Annotated in this window: 13 protein-coding genes; all 13 read right to left on the bottom strand. The window is 73.4% G+C overall.

What is annotated here, in order from left to right:
- Positions 1-9 precede the first annotated feature (9 nt).
- Positions 10-798 carry an SGNH/GDSL hydrolase family protein gene (locus tag ABT288_RS28345; protein ID WP_351613373.1) on the bottom strand — a complete coding sequence of 263 codons (789 nt, stop codon included), beginning with the start codon at positions 796-798 and terminating at the stop codon, positions 10-12.
- 472 nt (positions 799-1,270) lie between these two features.
- A complete protein-coding gene (locus ABT288_RS28340) occupies positions 1,271-2,284 on the bottom strand; it encodes a hemolysin family protein (protein WP_351613370.1) in 1,014 nt (337 codons plus the stop codon).
- Entirely contained in the window at positions 2,281-3,624 is a 1,344-nt protein-coding gene (locus ABT288_RS28335) for a hemolysin family protein (RefSeq protein WP_351613367.1), read from the bottom strand. The genes ABT288_RS28340 and ABT288_RS28335 overlap by 4 nt, the downstream gene beginning before the upstream one ends.
- A gap of 151 nt (positions 3,625-3,775) precedes the next feature.
- The gene (locus ABT288_RS28330) at positions 3,776-4,201 is read right to left on the bottom strand and encodes a GNAT family N-acetyltransferase (RefSeq protein ID WP_351613364.1); all 426 of its coding nucleotides are present in this window, start codon (positions 4,199-4,201) and stop codon (positions 3,776-3,778) included.
- Between the two features lie 74 nt (positions 4,202-4,275).
- Positions 4,276-4,809 (bottom strand): nucleoside-triphosphatase, encoded by a 534-nt coding sequence (locus tag ABT288_RS28325; RefSeq protein WP_351613361.1) that lies wholly within the window; start codon positions 4,807-4,809, stop codon positions 4,276-4,278.
- Between the two features lie 213 nt (positions 4,810-5,022).
- A complete protein-coding gene (locus ABT288_RS28320; RefSeq protein ID WP_351613359.1) occupies positions 5,023-8,556 on the bottom strand; it encodes an ATP-binding protein in 3,534 nt (1,177 codons plus the stop codon).
- Positions 8,557-8,839: 283 nt separating this feature from the next.
- On the bottom strand, positions 8,840-10,072 hold the full coding sequence (locus ABT288_RS28315; RefSeq protein WP_351613356.1) for a hypothetical protein: 1,233 nt from the start codon (positions 10,070-10,072) through the stop codon (positions 8,840-8,842).
- The gene (locus tag ABT288_RS28310) at positions 10,069-11,805 is read right to left on the bottom strand and encodes a dynamin family protein (RefSeq protein WP_351613354.1); all 1,737 of its coding nucleotides are present in this window, start codon (positions 11,803-11,805) and stop codon (positions 10,069-10,071) included. Before ABT288_RS28310 ends, ABT288_RS28315 begins: the two co-directional genes overlap by 4 nt.
- Before the next feature lie 5 nt (positions 11,806-11,810).
- On the bottom strand, positions 11,811-13,856 hold the full coding sequence (locus tag ABT288_RS28305) for a dynamin family protein (RefSeq protein WP_351613351.1): 2,046 nt from the start codon (positions 13,854-13,856) through the stop codon (positions 11,811-11,813).
- Between the two features lie 107 nt (positions 13,857-13,963).
- Entirely contained in the window at positions 13,964-15,529 is a 1,566-nt protein-coding gene (locus ABT288_RS28300; protein WP_351613348.1) for a hypothetical protein, read from the bottom strand.
- Positions 15,519-16,094: a hypothetical protein gene (locus ABT288_RS28295; RefSeq protein WP_351613345.1), complete on the bottom strand. Its 576-nt coding sequence runs from the start codon at positions 16,092-16,094 to the stop codon at positions 15,519-15,521. The genes ABT288_RS28300 and ABT288_RS28295 overlap by 11 nt, the downstream gene beginning before the upstream one ends.
- On the bottom strand, positions 16,091-16,858 hold the full coding sequence (locus ABT288_RS28290) for a hypothetical protein (protein ID WP_351613342.1): 768 nt from the start codon (positions 16,856-16,858) through the stop codon (positions 16,091-16,093). The genes ABT288_RS28295 and ABT288_RS28290 overlap by 4 nt, the downstream gene beginning before the upstream one ends.
- Before the next feature lie 134 nt (positions 16,859-16,992).
- Positions 16,993-17,246, bottom strand: a 254-nt coding sequence (locus tag ABT288_RS28285) for a hypothetical protein (protein WP_351613340.1), incomplete at its 5' end; no start/stop codon positions are given.

The raw sequence follows: 17,246 nt of genomic DNA, 5'->3' as shown, positions 1-17,246 counted from the left end.
ACGGAGAGGCTACGCCTGCGCCTCGTACGGCAGCAGTTCCGGGCGCTTCGGCGGGCGGCCGTCCCCGGAGGAGCGGCCGGTCAGGCGGCGGCCTATCCAGGGCAGCAGGTGCTCCCGGGCGAACCGCACGTCCGCCGCCCGGCGCGTCACCCAGCCCGGCGGCTCCGTGGCCGGCATCGGCACGTGCCACTCGGTGTCCTCCGGCTCGTACCCCAGCGTCTGCCAGACCGCCTCGGCGACCCGGCGATGCCCCTCCGCCGTCAGATGCAGCCGGTCCACGTCCCACAGCCGGGGGTCGCCCAGGGCGGGGGCCCCGTACAGGTCGACCACGACCGCGCCGTGCCTGCCCGCCAGGTCCTCCACGCACGCGAACAGCTCCTCCATGCGGGGCCGGAACCGCTCCAGCACCGGGCCCTGGCGGCCGGGGCTGCGCATCAGTACGAGTTGCCTGCAGGACGGTGCGAGGCGCTCCACGGCCTCGGTCAGCAGGCCCTTGACCCGGCCCATGTCGCACTTGGGCCGCAGGGTGTCGTTGAGGCCGCCGACCAGCGTGATCACATCGGCGTTCATGGCCGCCGCCACGTCGACCTGCTCGTCGACGATCTGCCCGATCAGCTTCCCGCGCACGGCCAGGTTGGCGTACCGGAAGTCCGGCGTGCGGGTGGCCATCCGCGCGGCGAGCAGGTCGGCCCAGCCCCGGTAGGAGCCGTCGGGCAGCACGTCCGACATGCCCTCGGTGAAGGAGTCGCCGACCGCGACCAGGCTGCTGTACGGGGGAGATGTGGGATTCGTGTGCATGGCGTGAGCGATGGTATCCCGGCTCCATACCCACCGGTCGGTCACCCCGCAAAAACCCGGCCTCACCCCGCAAAAACCCGGCCTCACCCCGGAATCGCCCGGCCCCCGGAATCGCCCGGCCCACCTCGGAAACGCCCGGCCTCACCCTGGTTCCGGATGACCAGGCGCACCACGGGCCGGGACCAGGCGCACCGCAGGTCGGACCAGGAGCACCCAGGCCCACCCGGTGTCCGGACCAGTCCCGCCCCGGGTCGTACCAGGCCACACCCGGGGCGGACGAGGCCGTACTCCGGGTCGGACGAGGCCCACCCGGGGCGCGGCCAGGCCGCACCCCGGCTCGGACCGGACCTCACCCGGCTCGGACCAGACCTCCGGGTATGGCCGGTCGCGCCCAGGGTCGGACAAAGGTCTCACCCCGGACCCGGAACGACGGCACCCCGGCCGGTCGGGCTCCGTCCGAGCCGCCGGAGGCTCACGCAGGCTGCCCGAAGAGCTCTCGCAGCACGTCCTCCATGGTGACCAGTCCGGCCAGTCGGCCGTCGTCGCCGAGCACCGCAGCTAGGTGCGTACGGCTGCCGCGCATCGCGGTGAGGACGTCGTCCAGCGGGGTCCGCTCCCGTACGCGCGCGATGGGCCGCATGTCCCGCAGCCGGAACGGCACGTCCCGCGGCGAGGCGTCCAGCGCGTCCTTGACGTGCAGATAGCCCACGATCCGGCGTCCCACGTCGACCACGGGGAACCGGGAGAAGCCGGAGTCGGCCGACAGCCGTTCCAGCTGCTCCGGGGTGACGCCCATGTGTGCGTACACCACCCGCTTCAGCGGCACGACGACATCGCGCACGGGCCGGCTGCCCAGCTCCAGGGCGTCGTGCAGCCGCTCCTGCGCCCGGTCGTCGATGAGCCCGGCCTGGCTGGCGTCCTTGACGATCTCGGCGAGTTCGGTGTCCGTGAAGGTGGCCGAGACCTCGTTCTTCGCCTCGACCCTGAGCAGCTTCAGCAGTCCGTTCGCGAAGGCGTTGACCGTGAAGATCACCGGACGCAGCGTCCGGGACAGCGTGACGAGCGGCGGGCCGAGCAGCAGCGCGCTGCGCACCGGTTCGGCCAGCGCGATGTTCTTCGGGACCATCTCGCCCAGCAGCATGTGCAGATAGGTCGCCAGGGTCAGGGCGATCACGAAGGACACCGCGTGACCCGCGCTCACGGGCACGCCGACCGCGTGGAACACCGGCTCCAGCAGATGCGCGATCGCCGGCTCGGCGACCACACCCAGGACCAGCGTGCACAACGTGATGCCGAGCTGGGCGGCTGCCAGCAGCGCGGAGACGTGCTCCAGGCCCCACAGCACGCTCTTCGCGCGCCGGTCGCCCTCCTGGGCCAGCGGTTCGACCTGCGAGCGGCGCACGGAGATCAGCGCGAACTCGGCGCCGACGAAGAAGGCGTTGACGACGAGGGTCGCCAGACCGATCAGCAGCTGTACGGCGGTCATCGCGCCCCCTCCGCGGTCTCGTGGGCCTGCTCGTCGTCCAGGGGTGCGTGCAGCAGCACCCGCGCCGCCCGGCGGCCCGTGGCGTCCACCACGTCCAGCCGCCAGCGCGCGACCTCGACCGTGTCACCGGTCACCGGTATCCGCCCCAGCAGGGTCGCGACCAGGCCGGCCAGCGTCTCGTACGGCCCCTCGGGCATCCGCAGCCCCACGCGCGCGAGCTGGTCGGTGCGGGCGTAGCCGTCGGCCGAGTACAGGGCCCGGCCCTGCTCGTCCGCCCCGGCGGGGGCGAGGTCGGGCGTCTCGTGCGGGTCGTGCTCGTCCCGCACCTCGCCGACGACCTCCTCGACGATGTCCTCCAGGGTCGCCACGCCGGCCGTGCCGCCGTACTCGTCGATGACGACGGCCATGGTGCGCTTGCCGCCCAGCCGGTCGAGCAGCCGGTCGACGGTCAGGGACTCGGGGACCATCAGCGGCTCGCGCATCACCTGGGAGACGCGGCGGTGGCGGCGCTGCTCGGCCGGCATGGCCAGGATGTCCTTGATGTGGGCGACGCCGACGACCGAGTCCAGGCCGCCCTGGTAGACGGGGAACCGGGACAGACCGGTGGCCCGGGTCGCGTTCGCCACGTCCTCGCAGGTCGCCTGCGCGTCGAGGGCGACGACCTGGACGCGCGGGGTCATCACGTTCACCGCCGTCAGGTCGGCCAGGTTCAGCGTCCGTACGAACAGCTCGGCGGTGTCCGGCTCCAGCGCGCCCTCCTTGGCGGAGTGCCGGGCGAGCGCCGCCAGCTCCTGCGGACCGCGTGCCGAGGCCAGCTCCTCGGCGGGCTCGATGCCGAACCGGCGCACGACATGGTTGGCGGTGTTGTTCAGGTGCGTGATGAAGGGCCGGAAGGTCGCGCTGAACCAGCGCTGCGGGTTGCCGACCCGCTTGGCCATGGCCAGCGGCGAGGAGATCGCCCAGTTCTTCGGCACCAGCTCGCCGACGACCATCAGGAACACCGTCGACAGGGCGGTGCCGAGCACCAGGGCGACCGAACTCGCCGTCCCGGCGGAGAGGCCCATCGCCCGGAACGGCCCGGCGAGCAGCTTGGCGATGGAGGGCTCGGCGAGCATACCGACGACCAGGTTGGTGACGGTGATGCCGAGCTGGGCGCCGGAGAGCTGGAAGGTCAGGTTCCGGACGGCCTTCAGGGCACCGGCGGCGCCGCGCTCGCCGCGCTCGGCGGCCCGCTCCAGCTCGCCGCGTGACACCGTGGTCAGCGAGAACTCCGCCGCCACGAAGGCGCCGCAGGCCATCGACAGCAGGATGGCCACCAGAAGGAGCAGCACTTCGGTCATCGGGTCACCCCCGTCCCATGATCGGACAGGGCAGGACGGGGCGCGCGGTGGCGCGGACCGGGGGGCTCGCCCATGGGCGGACGCTCACACCTTTCACAGAGGGCCGAGTGCTCCCTCTATGGTAAAGGATGGGCAAAGACGGCTCGGTGTCTCACTCGGTGAGCGGCTTCACCCAGCGCTGCCAGTGGTCCTGGCGGTGGTAGCCGGTGGCGGCCCATGTGTGGTGGGCCTGTTCGTTGGCCTCCAGGACCATGGCGTCGACGCGTCGTCCGCCCAGGGCGGTGAAGCGTTGTTCTGCGGCTTCCAGCAGGGCGGTGGCGACGCCTCGCCGCCGGTGGTCGGGGTGTACGGCCAGTCGGTAGGCGGAGCACCGCCATCCGTCGAAGCCGGCTATGACGGTTCCGGCGAGGATGCCGTCGCGCTCTGCGAGGAGCAGGGCTTCGGGGTCTCGTGTGATGAGCCGGGCGACGCCGTCGTGGTCGTCGCTGATGCTCGTTCCTTCCGCGGCTTCGCGCCAGAACTGCAGCACGGTGTCGATGTCCGCGAGGCCGGCGAAGCGGATGTGGAGATCGCTCATGGGGTGAGCCAAGCAGGGCGCCGCCCCGTCTGGCGAACGGTTTTGGCGCCGAGGGAACGAGGGAGTGACGGTTGTCATGGCCCCTCGAGCTGTGCTGCCAGATCCCCGGGGAGGGCGTCCCGATTGGTCCGGGTCACGTGGACGAGGGTGATGTCGGGGCGCTGCTTGAGGGCGTCGGTGAACGGGTCACGGTGTGCATGGACCGTGGCGACTATGTCGATGTCGGACTCGAACAGGCGCCGGACCGTGTCCTGGAACTCGGTGCACGCCACCTCCATACGCCCGAGCTCGTCGATCAGCACGAGATCCCCAGGAGCAGGATCCGCCGCAGCCGACCTGAGCGGCGGCAGCGCGAGCCGCTCCATGACGCTCAGGTCGACGCCGTACCGGCCCACCCGCGGTGGACCGGGGAAGTCGACATGGGCGAGCACGGCTCGCAGACCGCCCTCCAGTGTCTCCAGCGCGAAACCGCTCCGGGCACCGCCGTGCCGGATCTCCTCCGTGGTGAAGCCGACAGCCCTCCGGGTGCGCAGGAGCCCCGCCAATCGGCGAACGATGGTCGTTTTGCCCACACCGGGGCGTCCCTCCAGCAGGATTCTCGTCGGCATCGCGTGCTCCATGTCGGGTCCGTCCTACAGGTTCCCGGTGCACTGGTCGGCGTACTCGGCCAACGGGGGGTATGCCGTGTTCCCGTGTGCTCTCGGCCAGGCTTCCAGGGCCTCCTGGCGATGGTGTGTGCCGGGGGAATCGCCCAGTTCGCCGGGGATGAGCACGCGGCCATGACATGCCGCGACCCCGTGGGTACCGGAGCAGGTCGGCGCTCAGTCTCGTGGGGCCGGGACGGCAGGGTCGGCGCTCAGGGCCTGCAGGACGTCGTCGGGGGTCGGCTGGTTTTCGTGGGACACGGACTGGGCGACCAGGCAGTACAGCAGGTCGCGGCGGGCTGTGGCGTCGGGGAGCGCGGTCCAGGTGGGGTGCAGGGCCGGGTCCTCGGCGGCGGCGCGTTCCAGGGCGCGGGCGCGCTGGGACGCGGTGGTGGGGGCGGTGGCCCGGGCCGCGAGTTTCTCGGCCAGGGCCGGCAGGTGCCGGGCCGCCTGGGGTTCGTACAGGCAGCGGGCCGGGCAGTGGACGCAGCCGGGGCGGGGGTTCACCGGGTTGTCGGCGACGAGCGTGCGCAGGGAGCGGCCGGTGTCGGTGTAGCGCGTGCGGGCGCTCTCGTCGAGGGTGTCGGCGGCCAGCCAGGCGGCGCAGAGGCGGGCCAGGGCGCGGGATGCGTGGTCCACGGCGAGGAGGCGGTCGGGGGCAGGGAGGCGGACGGTGCCGTCGGCGGCCCGGGCTCGGTCGTCCTCGCGGGTGCGCAGCCAGCGGTGGCCGGCCTGGGTGGCGGTGCAGTAGAGGCGGCCCGTACGGGTTTCCTCGTCCTGGACACGGGTGCTGGTCCGCCAGGCGTCGCGCCAGCCGGTCCAGGCGTGCCAGGCCTGCTCCGGATCGGTCTCCCGTAGCACCGCCTCGAAGAAGGTCAGGAGTGCGGGGTCGGCGGGGGCACGGTGACGGGCGGTCGGGCGGTAGGTGCAGGGGCGGGGGCACTTCACGCAGGCGGCGTTGCGGTGGAGGTACGTGCGGTCGGCGGCGCTGTCGGGGACGGTGCCGGGCACCGTGTCGGGATGCTGCGCGGTGATGGCGGTCAGCGCCGCCGCGTGCATGCGGTCGTCGTGGACCACGGCCTCGCCGGGCGGAAGGGCGGCGAGGTGGCGGCTCTGGGCGTCGTCGAGGTTGGTGGCGGCGGCGACGGCTGCGCGGTCGTCATGGGCGGTGAGCCGGTGCAGGATCTTGACGTTGGAGTTCTTGAGCGTCTCGGGGGCGAGTTTGGACGGGATCTGGTCGGCGACGATGAAGCCCTCTCCATAGGCGCGCATCTCGGCGAGCAGGTCGGTGAACAGGGTGACGGCCTTGGCCTGGGCGTCGGGTGATTCGGCACCGGCCGCGCCGCGCCCGGCCCGCAGCAGGCGGTGCGCCTCCTCGATCAGGGTCAGATGGCGCAGGCTGCTCGGCGCGTCGGGGCGGGGCAGACGCTGACGCGACTCGGCGTGTTCGTACAGGAGGCTGAGGAGCAGGGCCATGACGAAGGCCTTCTCCTCGTCGTCGCCGAGGTTGCGCAGTTCGACCACGCAGGGCCGTTCGAACAGGTCGCGTGGGTCGAGGCTGCGCCGGGTGTCCAGGGCCAGGCCCTTGGCGCCGACGAGGAGGCTGCCGATACGGGAGCGCAGCGCGGCGCCCAGGTTCTGGTGCACCTCGGGGCCGTACCCGCGGCGTTGCAGCACTTCCTCGATCTTGTCGTGCAGGTCGCGCAGGCGGGGGGTGAGGGCGGCGCGGTCCTCGGCCGAGGGGTTGGTGCCGAGGGCGTCGTTGAGGGAGGTGTGCAGGTTCCAGCCGCGCTCCTCGTACACCTCCAGGAGCGCTTCCTCCAGGACGTAGGACATGCCGGAGAACATCGGGAAGGCCGCGTTGAAGACCGCTTTGAGCAAGTCGATGTGGCGCAGCAGGGGAACGGAGTCGACGGGGGCGAGGGGGTTGAGACGCAGCGGGAGCACGCCGTCGGTGCCGATCGCGTAGACGCGCAGGCGGCCGCGGAGTTCGGGGTGGGCGGCCAGGGCGCGGTACTCGGCCTTGACCGGTTCGATGACGAGGAACGGCACGTCGAGGCGGGTGTGGGCCTGGATGAGGATGCCCTTGGCCGTGGTCGTCTTGCCGTAGCCGGTCATCCCGGCGATGAGGACGTGCCGGTTGAGGGCCTCGGCGGTGAGGGTGACGGGCTGCAGTGGCCGGCCGAGCGTGTCGAGCAGCTGTCCGAGGTGTACGGCGGCACCGGGGTCGTCGGGCCCAGGCGGTGCGGTGAGGGCGAACTCGCCGGCCTCCCGCATCGGCACCCCGGCGATCTCGCGTTGCGGCGGACCGGTCAGGACGGCCAGTTCCGCGGAGGTGACGCAGGTGCCGAGGGAGTCGAAGGCCGCGCCGAGCGGATGCGCGGGTCCGCCCAGGGCGGAGCGCAGGTGCAGGGAGCGGGCGCCGGTCATGGCGGCGCGGACGGCCCACGGGTCGGCACGCAGAACGCGGATCGGGTCGAGCTCGGTACCAGGGCCCGTGCAGATGCCGCGCAGGGCGCCGGTGACCGCGGCGAGGGTGGTGTCGCCGTCGGCGGCCACGTACACCGAAAGCCGCCACCAGCCGTCGCCTCTGGCCCCGGTCATCCGGTCGAGGTGGCGCTGGAGCACTTCCTCGCAGGCCTGTGCGTTCGCGTCGAGGACCTCCATGCCGGCGCCGCGTGTCACGGTGCGGCTTGTCCCGGTCTCGCTCGTCGTCGAGCGGGACGGTCCTGCCATGGCGGCGGGCAGTCCGCTGAGCCCCGTCATGGCGGCACCGCCGAGGCCCATCGCACGGCGCCGCGACACGGACACGACGAGACTGCCGGCCGCGGTGCAGAACGCGCCCAGCACCGCGAGATATCCGGCCGCGTTCGCGAGAGCACCCTGTGCTCCGCCTTCCGCGCGGGACTCGCCGTGGGACGCCGAGACGCCGTCGGCCCGGTTGACGGTCAGGGTGCGCCGCGCATGGGCGTGGGTGTCACCGCGGAGTCTGCGGGTGCGGTCCAGCGTCTCGTCGAGCACGTCGGCGCCGAGCGGTTCGGCCACCGTCACCAGCGCGTAGCGGCGGCCGCCGAGCGCCGCGGCCAGCCGGTCCATGCTCTGCAGCGCTCGTCCGGCGACGTCGGTGCGGGCCGACGGGATGCCGGTGACGACGGCGAGCGCGGGCGCGGAGTACAGGAAGGACGTCACATCGGACAGGGCGGTCCGGTCCGGGCCGCCGGTGCCGTTCAGCGGGAGGGCGGGGCCGAGGCGCAGTCCGGGAAAGTGCGCCTGCAGTGCGCCTGCCTGTCCGGCGAGGAAGTCGGTGGCGCTGCCGCCGCCCGCACCGGCGGTGCGCCGCCCGCCGAAGAAGATCCGGTGGCCGGTGCCGTCGCCGAACAGAACGGAGACAGTTGCCTGGCCCGGAGTGTGACAGGCCGTCAGGACCTGGGTCATCGCGGGGCCGGGCGGCACCTGGGCGCGGGGGCGGCCCAGGCCCAGCACCTCGTGCAGCAGGGGCCGGGCGTCACCGTCGGAGGCGGGGGTGACGTGCCAGCGGGACGGCTCGAAGGCGGTCAGGTGGCGGCGTTCCAGCAACGCGAGCAGGAGTTCGGGCAGGTCTTCGGCGGCCCAGGCCGCGTCGAACGCCTCGGTGAGGCCGAGGGCGTCGGCCGGCACGGCCCCGGCGGGGGTGACGGCGGGCAGGGCGGGAGGGTCGGGGAGCGTGGTCATCGGGGCCTCCGGCGGATGACGGGGCAGGCAGGGCGGACGGTTCGGCGGGCGCCGGGCCGCGGGCGGGGCGATGCCGCGTGCGGCAGCGGTGGCGCGGGAGCACCGGGGGACGGGACTGCTGGAGGAGGGGACTACCGGGGTACGAGGCGCTCGGGATTCCGTGTCGGCCTCGTACGGATGCTTCACGTCGGCGCGTGGCGGCGTGGGTTCGGGGGCGAAGGGTTCGGCGGCGCCGGTCACGGCAGGCAGGAGCGCGGATCCACGAGTGTGTGCTGCCTGCGCACTACGGGCGTTGCCAGGGCGGGATGTCGTCGTACGGGGAGGTGCCGCAGGGAGCGGTGCCCGCAAGGCTGCCGGGGCCGACGGGTTCACCGGGACCGGAGATGCCCTGCGCACCGTCAGGGCCGCCGGCGGCGCCGAGCCCACCGGCAGCGCTCGTCGCCCCTGCCCCACCGGCCGCCGGCCCCGCCTGTCCGCTCCCGTCGGATCTCCCCCGGAACCGTCCCCGCAGGCTCGGCCACCAGCTCGCCCCGCATGCCAGGTCCAGGCAGGGATCCGTGCTCTGCCACAGGATGCCGAGGCGGGGCGAGAGCACCAAGCGCAGCGGCCACACGGCACCCGGGCCGCCGAGCACGATCAGCGGCGCCTCCGCGTCGCCGGCGCCCGCGCCGAGGTCCCGTACCGCGCTCTGCACCGCCAGGGTGAGACCGGCTACGGCGGGCCCGGTCTCGGGGCCCGCCATGAACTGACGTGGCGTCAATTTCAAGGGGGTGTAGAGGATGTCGGCCAGCGGCCCCGCCCAGGTCACCTGGCGGTCCGGGGCGCCGAGCCGGAGCCCGGTCGCGAAGTCCTCGACGCCGTCCAGCACCGCGAGGACCAGCGGCCCGAGGACGGCCGGGGGGCAGCGGTCGAGCACGCGCCGCAGCAGTGCGCTGCGCCAGGTGCCGGTCCCGTCGGCGCGCCGCAGGGTGCCCACGCGGGTGACTCGCGGCCCGTCCGCTGTGTCCTCCAGGCGGTACGCGCCGGTGAGGCTCCACGTGTCCCCCACGGCAACAGACACGACCGCCCGCGCACCCGGGCCGCCCGCGAGCCAGCGGCACAGCAGCGCATCCGTCGGGCCGACCGGTTCGGCCTCCGGCCAGCACTCGTCCGCCTCGGCCGGGCCGGACGGCGGGACCGCCACGCACGTGCGGTAGCCGTGCAGCGGAACCGGTGGCACCTCCCCGAGGTAGCGGGTGAGGCGGCGGTGGAGTCCGGCCCGGAACTCGGGGGACCAGGCATCGCACCGCCACCCGTACAGTTCGGTGTCCGCGTCCGTGGGCCGTGCCCCGGCCAGCCGCTGCGCCGCGGCCTCGCTGCCCCAACGCCCGTCCGCGTCGGCCGCGTTGGGGACACAGCGGCGCACGCCGTCCCCGACCGGAGCCAGCCGGGCGGCCGGCCCGTCGCCCTCGCGGAGCACCACCGTGGTCCTCAGATGCTGCGGGTCGACCCCGATGACTCCGACCACACCGTTCATCTCATGTCCTCCGACACGACCGTCCCGTCGGCCCGTGGTGCGGGCACCTGCGCAGCGGCTGCCGTCAGCCGCTCCGCCTGCGCCCGCAGATGGTCGTGCAGCCGGCCGAGCGCGGCCGTCGGCCCGGGGTCGGTGGCGGGCGCGGGCACCGGCAGCGGGGTGCAGGCCTTGGTGAACAGGCGGGTCACGGCGGGCCTTCTGGCCTCGAGGACCCGCGCCGCGTCCTCGGCCGCGCGCAGGGCGTCGGCCTTCGCGCCCTCGCGGTCGCGGCCCACGGCGACTTCGGCGGCGGATGCGGCCCCGGTGAACGACCCGGCGAGCGCGCCGAGGACCGTGCCGACCCCGGGCAGCAGCAGGGTGCCGAGGGCGGCCCCGAGCGCCCCGCCCGCTCCCCCGCGGGCCACACCGAGCGGGGTGTCGGGCACGTTGAGGGTCAGGGTGCCGGGGTGGAGCGTGCGGCCGAGCGCGGTCCGTACGTCGGTGCCGGGCAGGCGGTGCTGCTCCTCCTGCGCCACCTTCGTGACGGCGGTCATGAGGTCGTCGGCGAGGGCCTCGCAGATCTTCTCGACGCGCTGGTTGAGCGAGGCGGCGTACCGTCCGTCGCGTGACAGGGGGCCGCTGTCGCCCATTTCGGCGGCGACTGCGGGCCCGCACCGCCGCACCTCGCACCCGCGCCGCTCGAAGCACTTCGCGATGAGCCGCGCTGTCCCGTCCCGCATCCGTTCGGCGCGTACCGCCGCCGCCTTCCGCTCCAGCTCGGCCCTGCGGCGCTCGCTCGCCCGGTTCTCCCGGTGCAGCCGGGTGCGCCGGTCCGCGGTCTCGTCGGCGAGCCGGTCGAGCACCAGGGCGGCTCGGCGCAGTCGTACCGCACGCACCTGAGGGTGTGTGCGCAGGCCGAGGGCGTCCAGGTGCTGACGTACCTCGCTGAGGCCGAAGTCCGGCCCGCGGTCCGCGCCGCCGGATGCCGCCCGAGCCGAGACGAACACGACCTCGGCGGCCGCGTCGTCGAGCGCGGCGATCCGCGCGCGGAAATAGTCGGCGCGGCTCAGGAACCGCCCCCAGCCCGCCGCGGTGTCCTCGGGCAGAAAGGCGTTGACGACGAACAGCGCCGCGCCCGTCCCGGTGCGCTCCCGGTGTTCGCGCAGGAACTCGGCCTCACCGACCGACAGCGGCCGGCGTGAGTCCACCACCCACACCAGCGCGTCGGCGGTATCGGCGATCCGCACGGCCCGCTCGTGCACGGCGGGTGTGTCGTCGATGCCGGGCGAGTCGATCCAGCAGCACCCTTGCGCGGCCGGTCCGCCGTCCGTGACCGTCACGCGGACCTCACGCACGGCATGGACGGCCTCGCGGTACTCGCCGTCCGCGCCGACGAGGGAGACGACACCGGAGAGCGCAGCACGCCCGAAGGCGAGTTCGACGTCGCCGTCGACCGTCTCGGCGACGGCACGCTCGCGTGGACCGCTGATGATCCGGCAGGCCACGCCGGTCTCGGGAAAATCGTCGGTCGGCAGGAGGTCGCGGCCCAGCAGCGCGTTGAGCAGCGTCGACTTGCCGCAGCTGAAGTGCCCGCCGAACACGACGGTCGCGCCCGGCGCCTGCGCCCTCCGCACGCCCGCGAGCACGGTCCGCTCCACCTCGGCCGCGTACGCCTCGCCATGCTGCTCGGCGAGTTGCCGCCGCAGCGCCGCGGGTAGCTCGGGCGTGGGGATGCCGTCCCAGGGGTACGTCATCGCGCTCACCCCTGTTTGGCGACCGTGAGGGCCGCTTTGAGGGTCGTCCGGTGCTCGGCGAGTTTCCCGGCGAAGGCCTCCAGCTCTGTGAGGGTCTTGGCGCGTGCGGCGCGATCGGCCTGGTTGAGCTTGATGATGTCCTCGACGTTGCGCCGCTCCTCGTCCACGACCTTGCGGAACTCGGCGGTGACGGCCGACTCCATCGCGTCGAAGTTGCGCCCCAGCTCCTCGGCGATCTTCGGGAGCAGCGCCGCCCGCATCTTCGGCAGTTGTGCCTCGGCGTCGGCCAGCACCTTCCTCCTGGCCCTCTTCACCAGTCCCGAACCGCCGCCGAGGATGCTGCCCAGCGCGGCCACCGCCAGCGCCACCGGCCAGAACACCGCCGTGCCCACAAGCCCCGCCACGGCCAGGACGAACCCCGCGGTCAGGCCGCCGACGGCCGCGCCCACCGCGCCGCGCAGTCCGCCCGCACCGCCGCCGAGGGCGCTGGGGAGGTCACCGAGGAGGACCGAGCCGACCGCGGTCAGCAGCCTCTCCTTGGTGGTGACCACACCCTTCCCGCTGGCCTCGGGGCGCCAGCCGGTCAGCTCCAGGTGGATGTCCTCCAGTTTGGCGCTGATGAGCGTCGCCTCGGCCTCGATCTCCTCGGTCAGGTTCTCGAGCACCGGCCCGATCTCGTCCAGCGCCTGCTCCGTCGCCCACTGCATGACCTGGTTGTCGAGGTGGCTGCCCACCTCCTGGTAGAGCTCCTTCACCAGCTGCTTCTGCTGGAAGACCTTCAGGAAATTGTCGCCCGTGGGCGGCTGCACGGTCTCGAGATGGCCGGGCAGGTCCTGGAGGATACGGGCGTGCAGCGACTGGAAACTCGCGGACAAGGTCGCCTCCGCCTCGCGGCGCGCCCGCCGGAACACCGGGGCCAGCTTGCCGGGGCGCGTGGACAGTTCGTCGAGGCGCGGCTGCACGGTCTGGTACGCGGCGAGCAGCTGCTGCTGGTCGGCGGCCACCGCGGCCCGCCGCTGCCCGATGTGCTGTTCGATGCCGTCGGCGAGGCCCCCGGCCTGAGTGGCGAACTTGCTCAGGTGGATCTGGAGCCGCTCGCGCTGCAGATAGGCACCCAGATACTGCTCGAAGTCGGTGAGTCCGGAGCGTACGGCGTCCGTCTCGTCGCCTCCGTAGCGGGCCTTGCGGGCGGCCCGGGCGTCGACGAAGAAGAGGCCCTGTGCGGTGAGGTCCCGCTCGGGGGTGTACTTGGGGCCGCCGAGCTCCTCGTGCACGTACCGGTTCCAGATGAACGCCCGCAGCCGTTCGTCGACGGGGCGGCCGTCCCACAGGTTCACCACCGAGAAGACCCTGGCGCCGCCGTCGACGGCCTTGGCGGCGTTCATCCGCTCGCCCTTGCCCATGGCGGCGCTGGTGCTGTAGACGACGATCGCGACATCGCAGCGACGTACGGCTTCCAGGGTGATCACGTCGAGTTCGCCCTCGTCCTCCAGGCCCGGCGAGTCGTAGATCGTGAACCCGTCGGCGCACAGCAGTGCGGGAAAACCCATCTCGAACTGGCGTATCGCCTCGAACCGCTCCTTGTTCTCCTCCCGGTCCACGCCGAGCGCGGACTCGTTGAGATAGCGGCCGAGCGTCCAGGTCTCGCTCTTGCCCTCCTTCGACCAGACGCGCACATACGGCTCATCGGCGTAGCGCACCTCGGTGAGGACCGCGGTCGCCGGCAGATCGTCCACGATCATGGGCCCCTGGTGCCCGTGCAGCTCGACCGGCCTGGTCGTGCCGCCGAGCAGGGCGTTGAGCAGGGTCGACTTGCCGTTCTTGAAGCGGCCCATGATGAGGATCTTGAACGTGTCGGCGCGCAGCTGCTGGGCGGTCTCCCGCAGCCCGGCCGACGTCTCGGTCATGCTGAGCGCCTGGGCGATCCCGGTCAGGCCGTCGATCGCGCCACCGGCCTTGGTCCGGGCGGCTTCGACGGCGGGGCGGAGTTTGTCACCGAGCGTGCTCCTGGCGGGCGTCTTGGGCACGACGCTCTCCTCTGGCTGCGGCATGGGGACGTTCCTTTCACGGTGAGCGGGGCACCGGAGGCGCTCGCGGTGTGCGGAGCGAGCAGGCCGGGCCCGGGGAGAGGGGAGCAAGAACGGGCGGTCCGGCCCGTTCAGGTTCCGGTCGCCGCCCGCAGGCGGTCCCGCAGCTCGGTGAGGCGTTGGCGTGGTGTCGCAAGGGCTGTGTCGGAGGGTGCCCCGGCCGCGTGCTGCTCGGCACGGCGTACGGCGGCGGCGAGTTGCCGGTCGAGGGCGTCGAATGTGGCGGCGGCCTCCGTGCGGGCCGACTCGGCCGCGCCGCGCAGCCGGTCGCGGACGGTGTCACGGATCTCTCCGACGCGCTGGGCGACGACCCGTCGGGCCTCGGCCGCCGCCCGCCGTCCGCTCTCCTGTCCCGCGAAGTAGGTGCTGGCCGCACCGCCTGCCGCGCCGGCCGTCCCGAGCGCGAGGGCGAGCTGCGGGTCGTCGCTCGCCAGGATGGCCGCGCCGACACCGATCGCGGCGCCCACCGCGGCGCGCGACGGCCATGCGGAAAGGCCGCCCTGAGCCGGGCGATCAGCGGTGGGGTGCGCCACGGCGCCGAGTCCTTCGAAGCCGACGGCAAAGCGGCCACCGCTCAACAGCCGTTCCCTGCAGGGCGTTTCGCCCTCTGTGACGCCGTCGATCACTTCCCAGTCGAGCTCGTCGGCGAGGCGTACGAGGTCGCGGTGGTGCTCGGCTGTGCGGCGCGCGGCCAGTTCGCGCGTGGCCGCGGCCCATCTGCACAGCTCCCGGTCCAACCGGTCTCGCACCGGCTGGGCGTGGCGCGGCTGACGCCGGGCGGCCTCGCGCAGGGCGCTGAGCAGTTCCTGCTCCAAGACGTCCAGGGAGGCCTCCAGCTGCCGGCTCAGTGTGGCGCGGTCCTCGTCGAGCCGTTTGAGCCAGCGCCGGCGCAGTTCCCCGGCCTGCGTGCGCGCCCGGGTGAGCCGGCGGGCGGCCGTTCGGGCTTCGGTGGCGGGCTGCTGGTGCTCGGTGGTGTCGGCGGCGTGTTCCATGAGGTCCAGCAGGTGCGCCGCGCGGCGGGCCTGGAGCTCGGCACCCGCCGCGCCGGGGCCGTCCGACCATGTGGCCAGCCGGTCCGCGTCGCGGGCGAGTCGCGCGGCCAGGAACGCGGCGGGCTCGGCCGACGGATCGGCCCACAGCAGCACCCCGTACTCGGCGAGGTCCTGTCCGGCCCAGGCGAGCGGTGCGTCGGCGAACAGGGTGCGCCAGATGCCGCGCTGGACGAGGTCGAGGTCGTCGGGGCCGGTCAGGACCTCGGCGTGGCTCAGTACTGCGAGGCCGCTGCCGGCGGGCCTGCGCACAATGGCCGCGGCGGCCTCGACGGCGGCGGGCGTGAGCAGTTCACCGCAACGCAGCACGGCCAGGGCGCGGTTGGGGTACAGGGCGAGCCCGGCGTCGGCGTCGATGTCCTCCAGCGGGGTTACGCTGATCTGCGCCGCGCCGGGCCGTTCGGCCAGGCGGCAGCGCAGCTGCTCGGCCCCGCTGTCGCCGGCGGCGGCGAAGAACCGTACGGCCTGATCGTCGGCGGCGGGCAGAGCGGCGGCGAACTCCACGGCGGGGCGCCAGCCGCACTCCTGGGCCAGCGCGAGCGCGTCGGCGATGATCCGCTCGGCGGGCACGGGCTTGTCATCGGTCATCGGGGTGCACCTCCTGCGACGGGTCGATGCCGAGCCAGCCGAAGAAGTCCGGGGTGAGCGCCGCGTACCAGGGCAGCAGTTCGGCGCGGAGCACGAGCGGCAGCAGCTCACCCAGCTCGTCCCGCTCGGCGCGGGAGGCTGCCTCGCCGTACAGGAACCGGGGGGCGGCCTGCGCCATCACCTCGTCGAACATGCGCAGTTCCTCCCGTACGGAGGCGACCGGGCGGCCGACGGGGGCCAGGGTGAGGGGACCGGTGAGCGGGGCGCCGGTGAAGCTCGCCACGGCGGTGAGGTTGTAGGTGAGCAGGGCGTGCCGTTCAGCGTCGATGACCCACCAGCGGTCGGGGGCGCCGAGGATCTGCGGGCGGCCCGGCTCCCGGCGGGACGGCGCGGCGAAGGCGGCGTAACCGGGGCGTGCCCAGCGGAGGGTGGGCAGCGGAAGCGAGACGGTGTGCCCGACCGGCACCTCGTCACGGGTGAGCCGGTGCGTGGTGAACTCCTTGCGCACCTGGCCGTACGGCGTGGAACGGCCTGCGGCCGGCTGCTCGGGGCGGGAGCTGTTCACGGTGTCGTCCTCGTCGCTCGCTGATGCTGTTCTGCTGTCTCCGCCACATCCGTGGCCGTGCCGATCGTGTCACCGCGCCCGGTGCAGACCAGATCCGTGACGACGGCGAGCCCCCCGGCCTCCAGCCAGCCCCCCGTCAGGTCGGCGGCGCTGACGAAGCGGGCGTCCTGACCGGTGCCGCTGTCGTTGATGTAGAACCCCTGGATTCCCCCGGTGGCCGGGGCCCTGGCGACACCGGTGACCCGCACGGCATGGTTGGCCTGCCCGTAGTCCCAGTAGTCGGCGTCGTTCCACAGCACACCGGCGTTCGCGGCGATGATCGCGGCGCGGCCCTCTTCGAGCATCATCGCGAGCTCCTCCAAGGAGCGGTACTCCACGACGGCCGCAGGCACCCCGAGATCACTGAGGATCCGGGCCTGCTGCTCCATGGTGGTGCCGCCGCACTCCGCGGCGACGTCGGAGACGTGGCACAGGCCGTTGCGGACCGCGTGGTCGACCACGTCGTGCTCGGTGACCTCGACACCGAACCAGCGCAGTACGCCCTCGCAGGCGCACAGCCCGCAGGTGCCGAGGAAGCCGTAGTCGTTCTGGCCCTGGCGGTGTCCCGACTCGGCGGCACCCTCCACATCGCCGATGACCAGCGTCTCGCTGCCGTCCGGCAGGGTGTCCAGGTGGCGCGGGACATCGCTGTCTCGGACGAAAGCCACCTCGGGGCCACCTGGGGTGTCGGCCTCCCACAGGCGGGCCGGGATGCCCGTTTCCATGTGCTCCTCCCATCGGCCGGAAGAATCACTTGTTCAGACCCGAACGAGCAGCCCGCCTTACAGATATGACGAATCATCAGGAAATTCGTCCCCCGCCCCGAAGTGAATCGTTCTGCGGAACTCGAGGCGGCGGACTACTCCAGGATCCTGAGGTGCGCGACGACCTTCCCGCAGGCGCCCCGCAGGGCGCTGCGCCAGCCTCGGGCCCGGTAGCCGGGCTGCTCGCGCAGTACCAGGGCACGGAAGGCCGCCTCCTCGGCGGGGCTCAGCGGATCGGCCGCCTGCGCGGCCCCTTGCCCGCACGGCGGGGGGCGCGCCAGCGCCCCCCCCCACATCGGCGGCCCGCCCCCCAAAAAGAAAAAACCCAGCGTGGGGAGGGGCCCGGGGT

Source organism: Streptomyces sp. NPDC001093, assembly GCF_040298985.1.
GTDB lineage: Bacteria > Actinomycetota > Actinomycetes > Streptomycetales > Streptomycetaceae > Streptomyces.
Note: the sequence above shows the minus strand (reverse complement) of the source record. Positions and strands in the feature narration are given on the sequence as shown.

Excerpts from the sequence above, each read along its gene's own strand:
- ABT288_RS28345 (WP_351613373.1), bottom strand. The coding sequence starts at position 798 with ATGCACACGAATCCCACATCTCCCCCGTACAGCAGCCTGGTCGCGGTC.
- ABT288_RS28340 (WP_351613370.1), bottom strand. The coding sequence starts at position 2,284 with ATGACCGCCGTACAGCTGCTGATCGGTCTGGCGACCCTCGTCGTCAAC.
- ABT288_RS28335 (WP_351613367.1), bottom strand. The coding sequence starts at position 3,624 with ATGACCGAAGTGCTGCTCCTTCTGGTGGCCATCCTGCTGTCGATGGCC.
- ABT288_RS28330 (WP_351613364.1), bottom strand. The coding sequence starts at position 4,201 with ATGAGCGATCTCCACATCCGCTTCGCCGGCCTCGCGGACATCGACACC.
- ABT288_RS28325 (WP_351613361.1), bottom strand. The coding sequence starts at position 4,809 with ATGCCGACGAGAATCCTGCTGGAGGGACGCCCCGGTGTGGGCAAAACG.
- ABT288_RS28320 (WP_351613359.1), bottom strand. The coding sequence starts at position 8,556 with ATGACCACGCTCCCCGACCCTCCCGCCCTGCCCGCCGTCACCCCCGCC.
- ABT288_RS28315 (WP_351613356.1), bottom strand. The coding sequence starts at position 10,072 with ATGAACGGTGTGGTCGGAGTCATCGGGGTCGACCCGCAGCATCTGAGG.
- ABT288_RS28310 (WP_351613354.1), bottom strand. The coding sequence starts at position 11,805 with ATGACGTACCCCTGGGACGGCATCCCCACGCCCGAGCTACCCGCGGCG.
- ABT288_RS28305 (WP_351613351.1), bottom strand. The coding sequence starts at position 13,856 with ATGCCGCAGCCAGAGGAGAGCGTCGTGCCCAAGACGCCCGCCAGGAGC.
- ABT288_RS28300 (WP_351613348.1), bottom strand. The coding sequence starts at position 15,529 with ATGACCGATGACAAGCCCGTGCCCGCCGAGCGGATCATCGCCGACGCG.
- ABT288_RS28290 (WP_351613342.1), bottom strand. The coding sequence starts at position 16,858 with ATGGAAACGGGCATCCCGGCCCGCCTGTGGGAGGCCGACACCCCAGGT.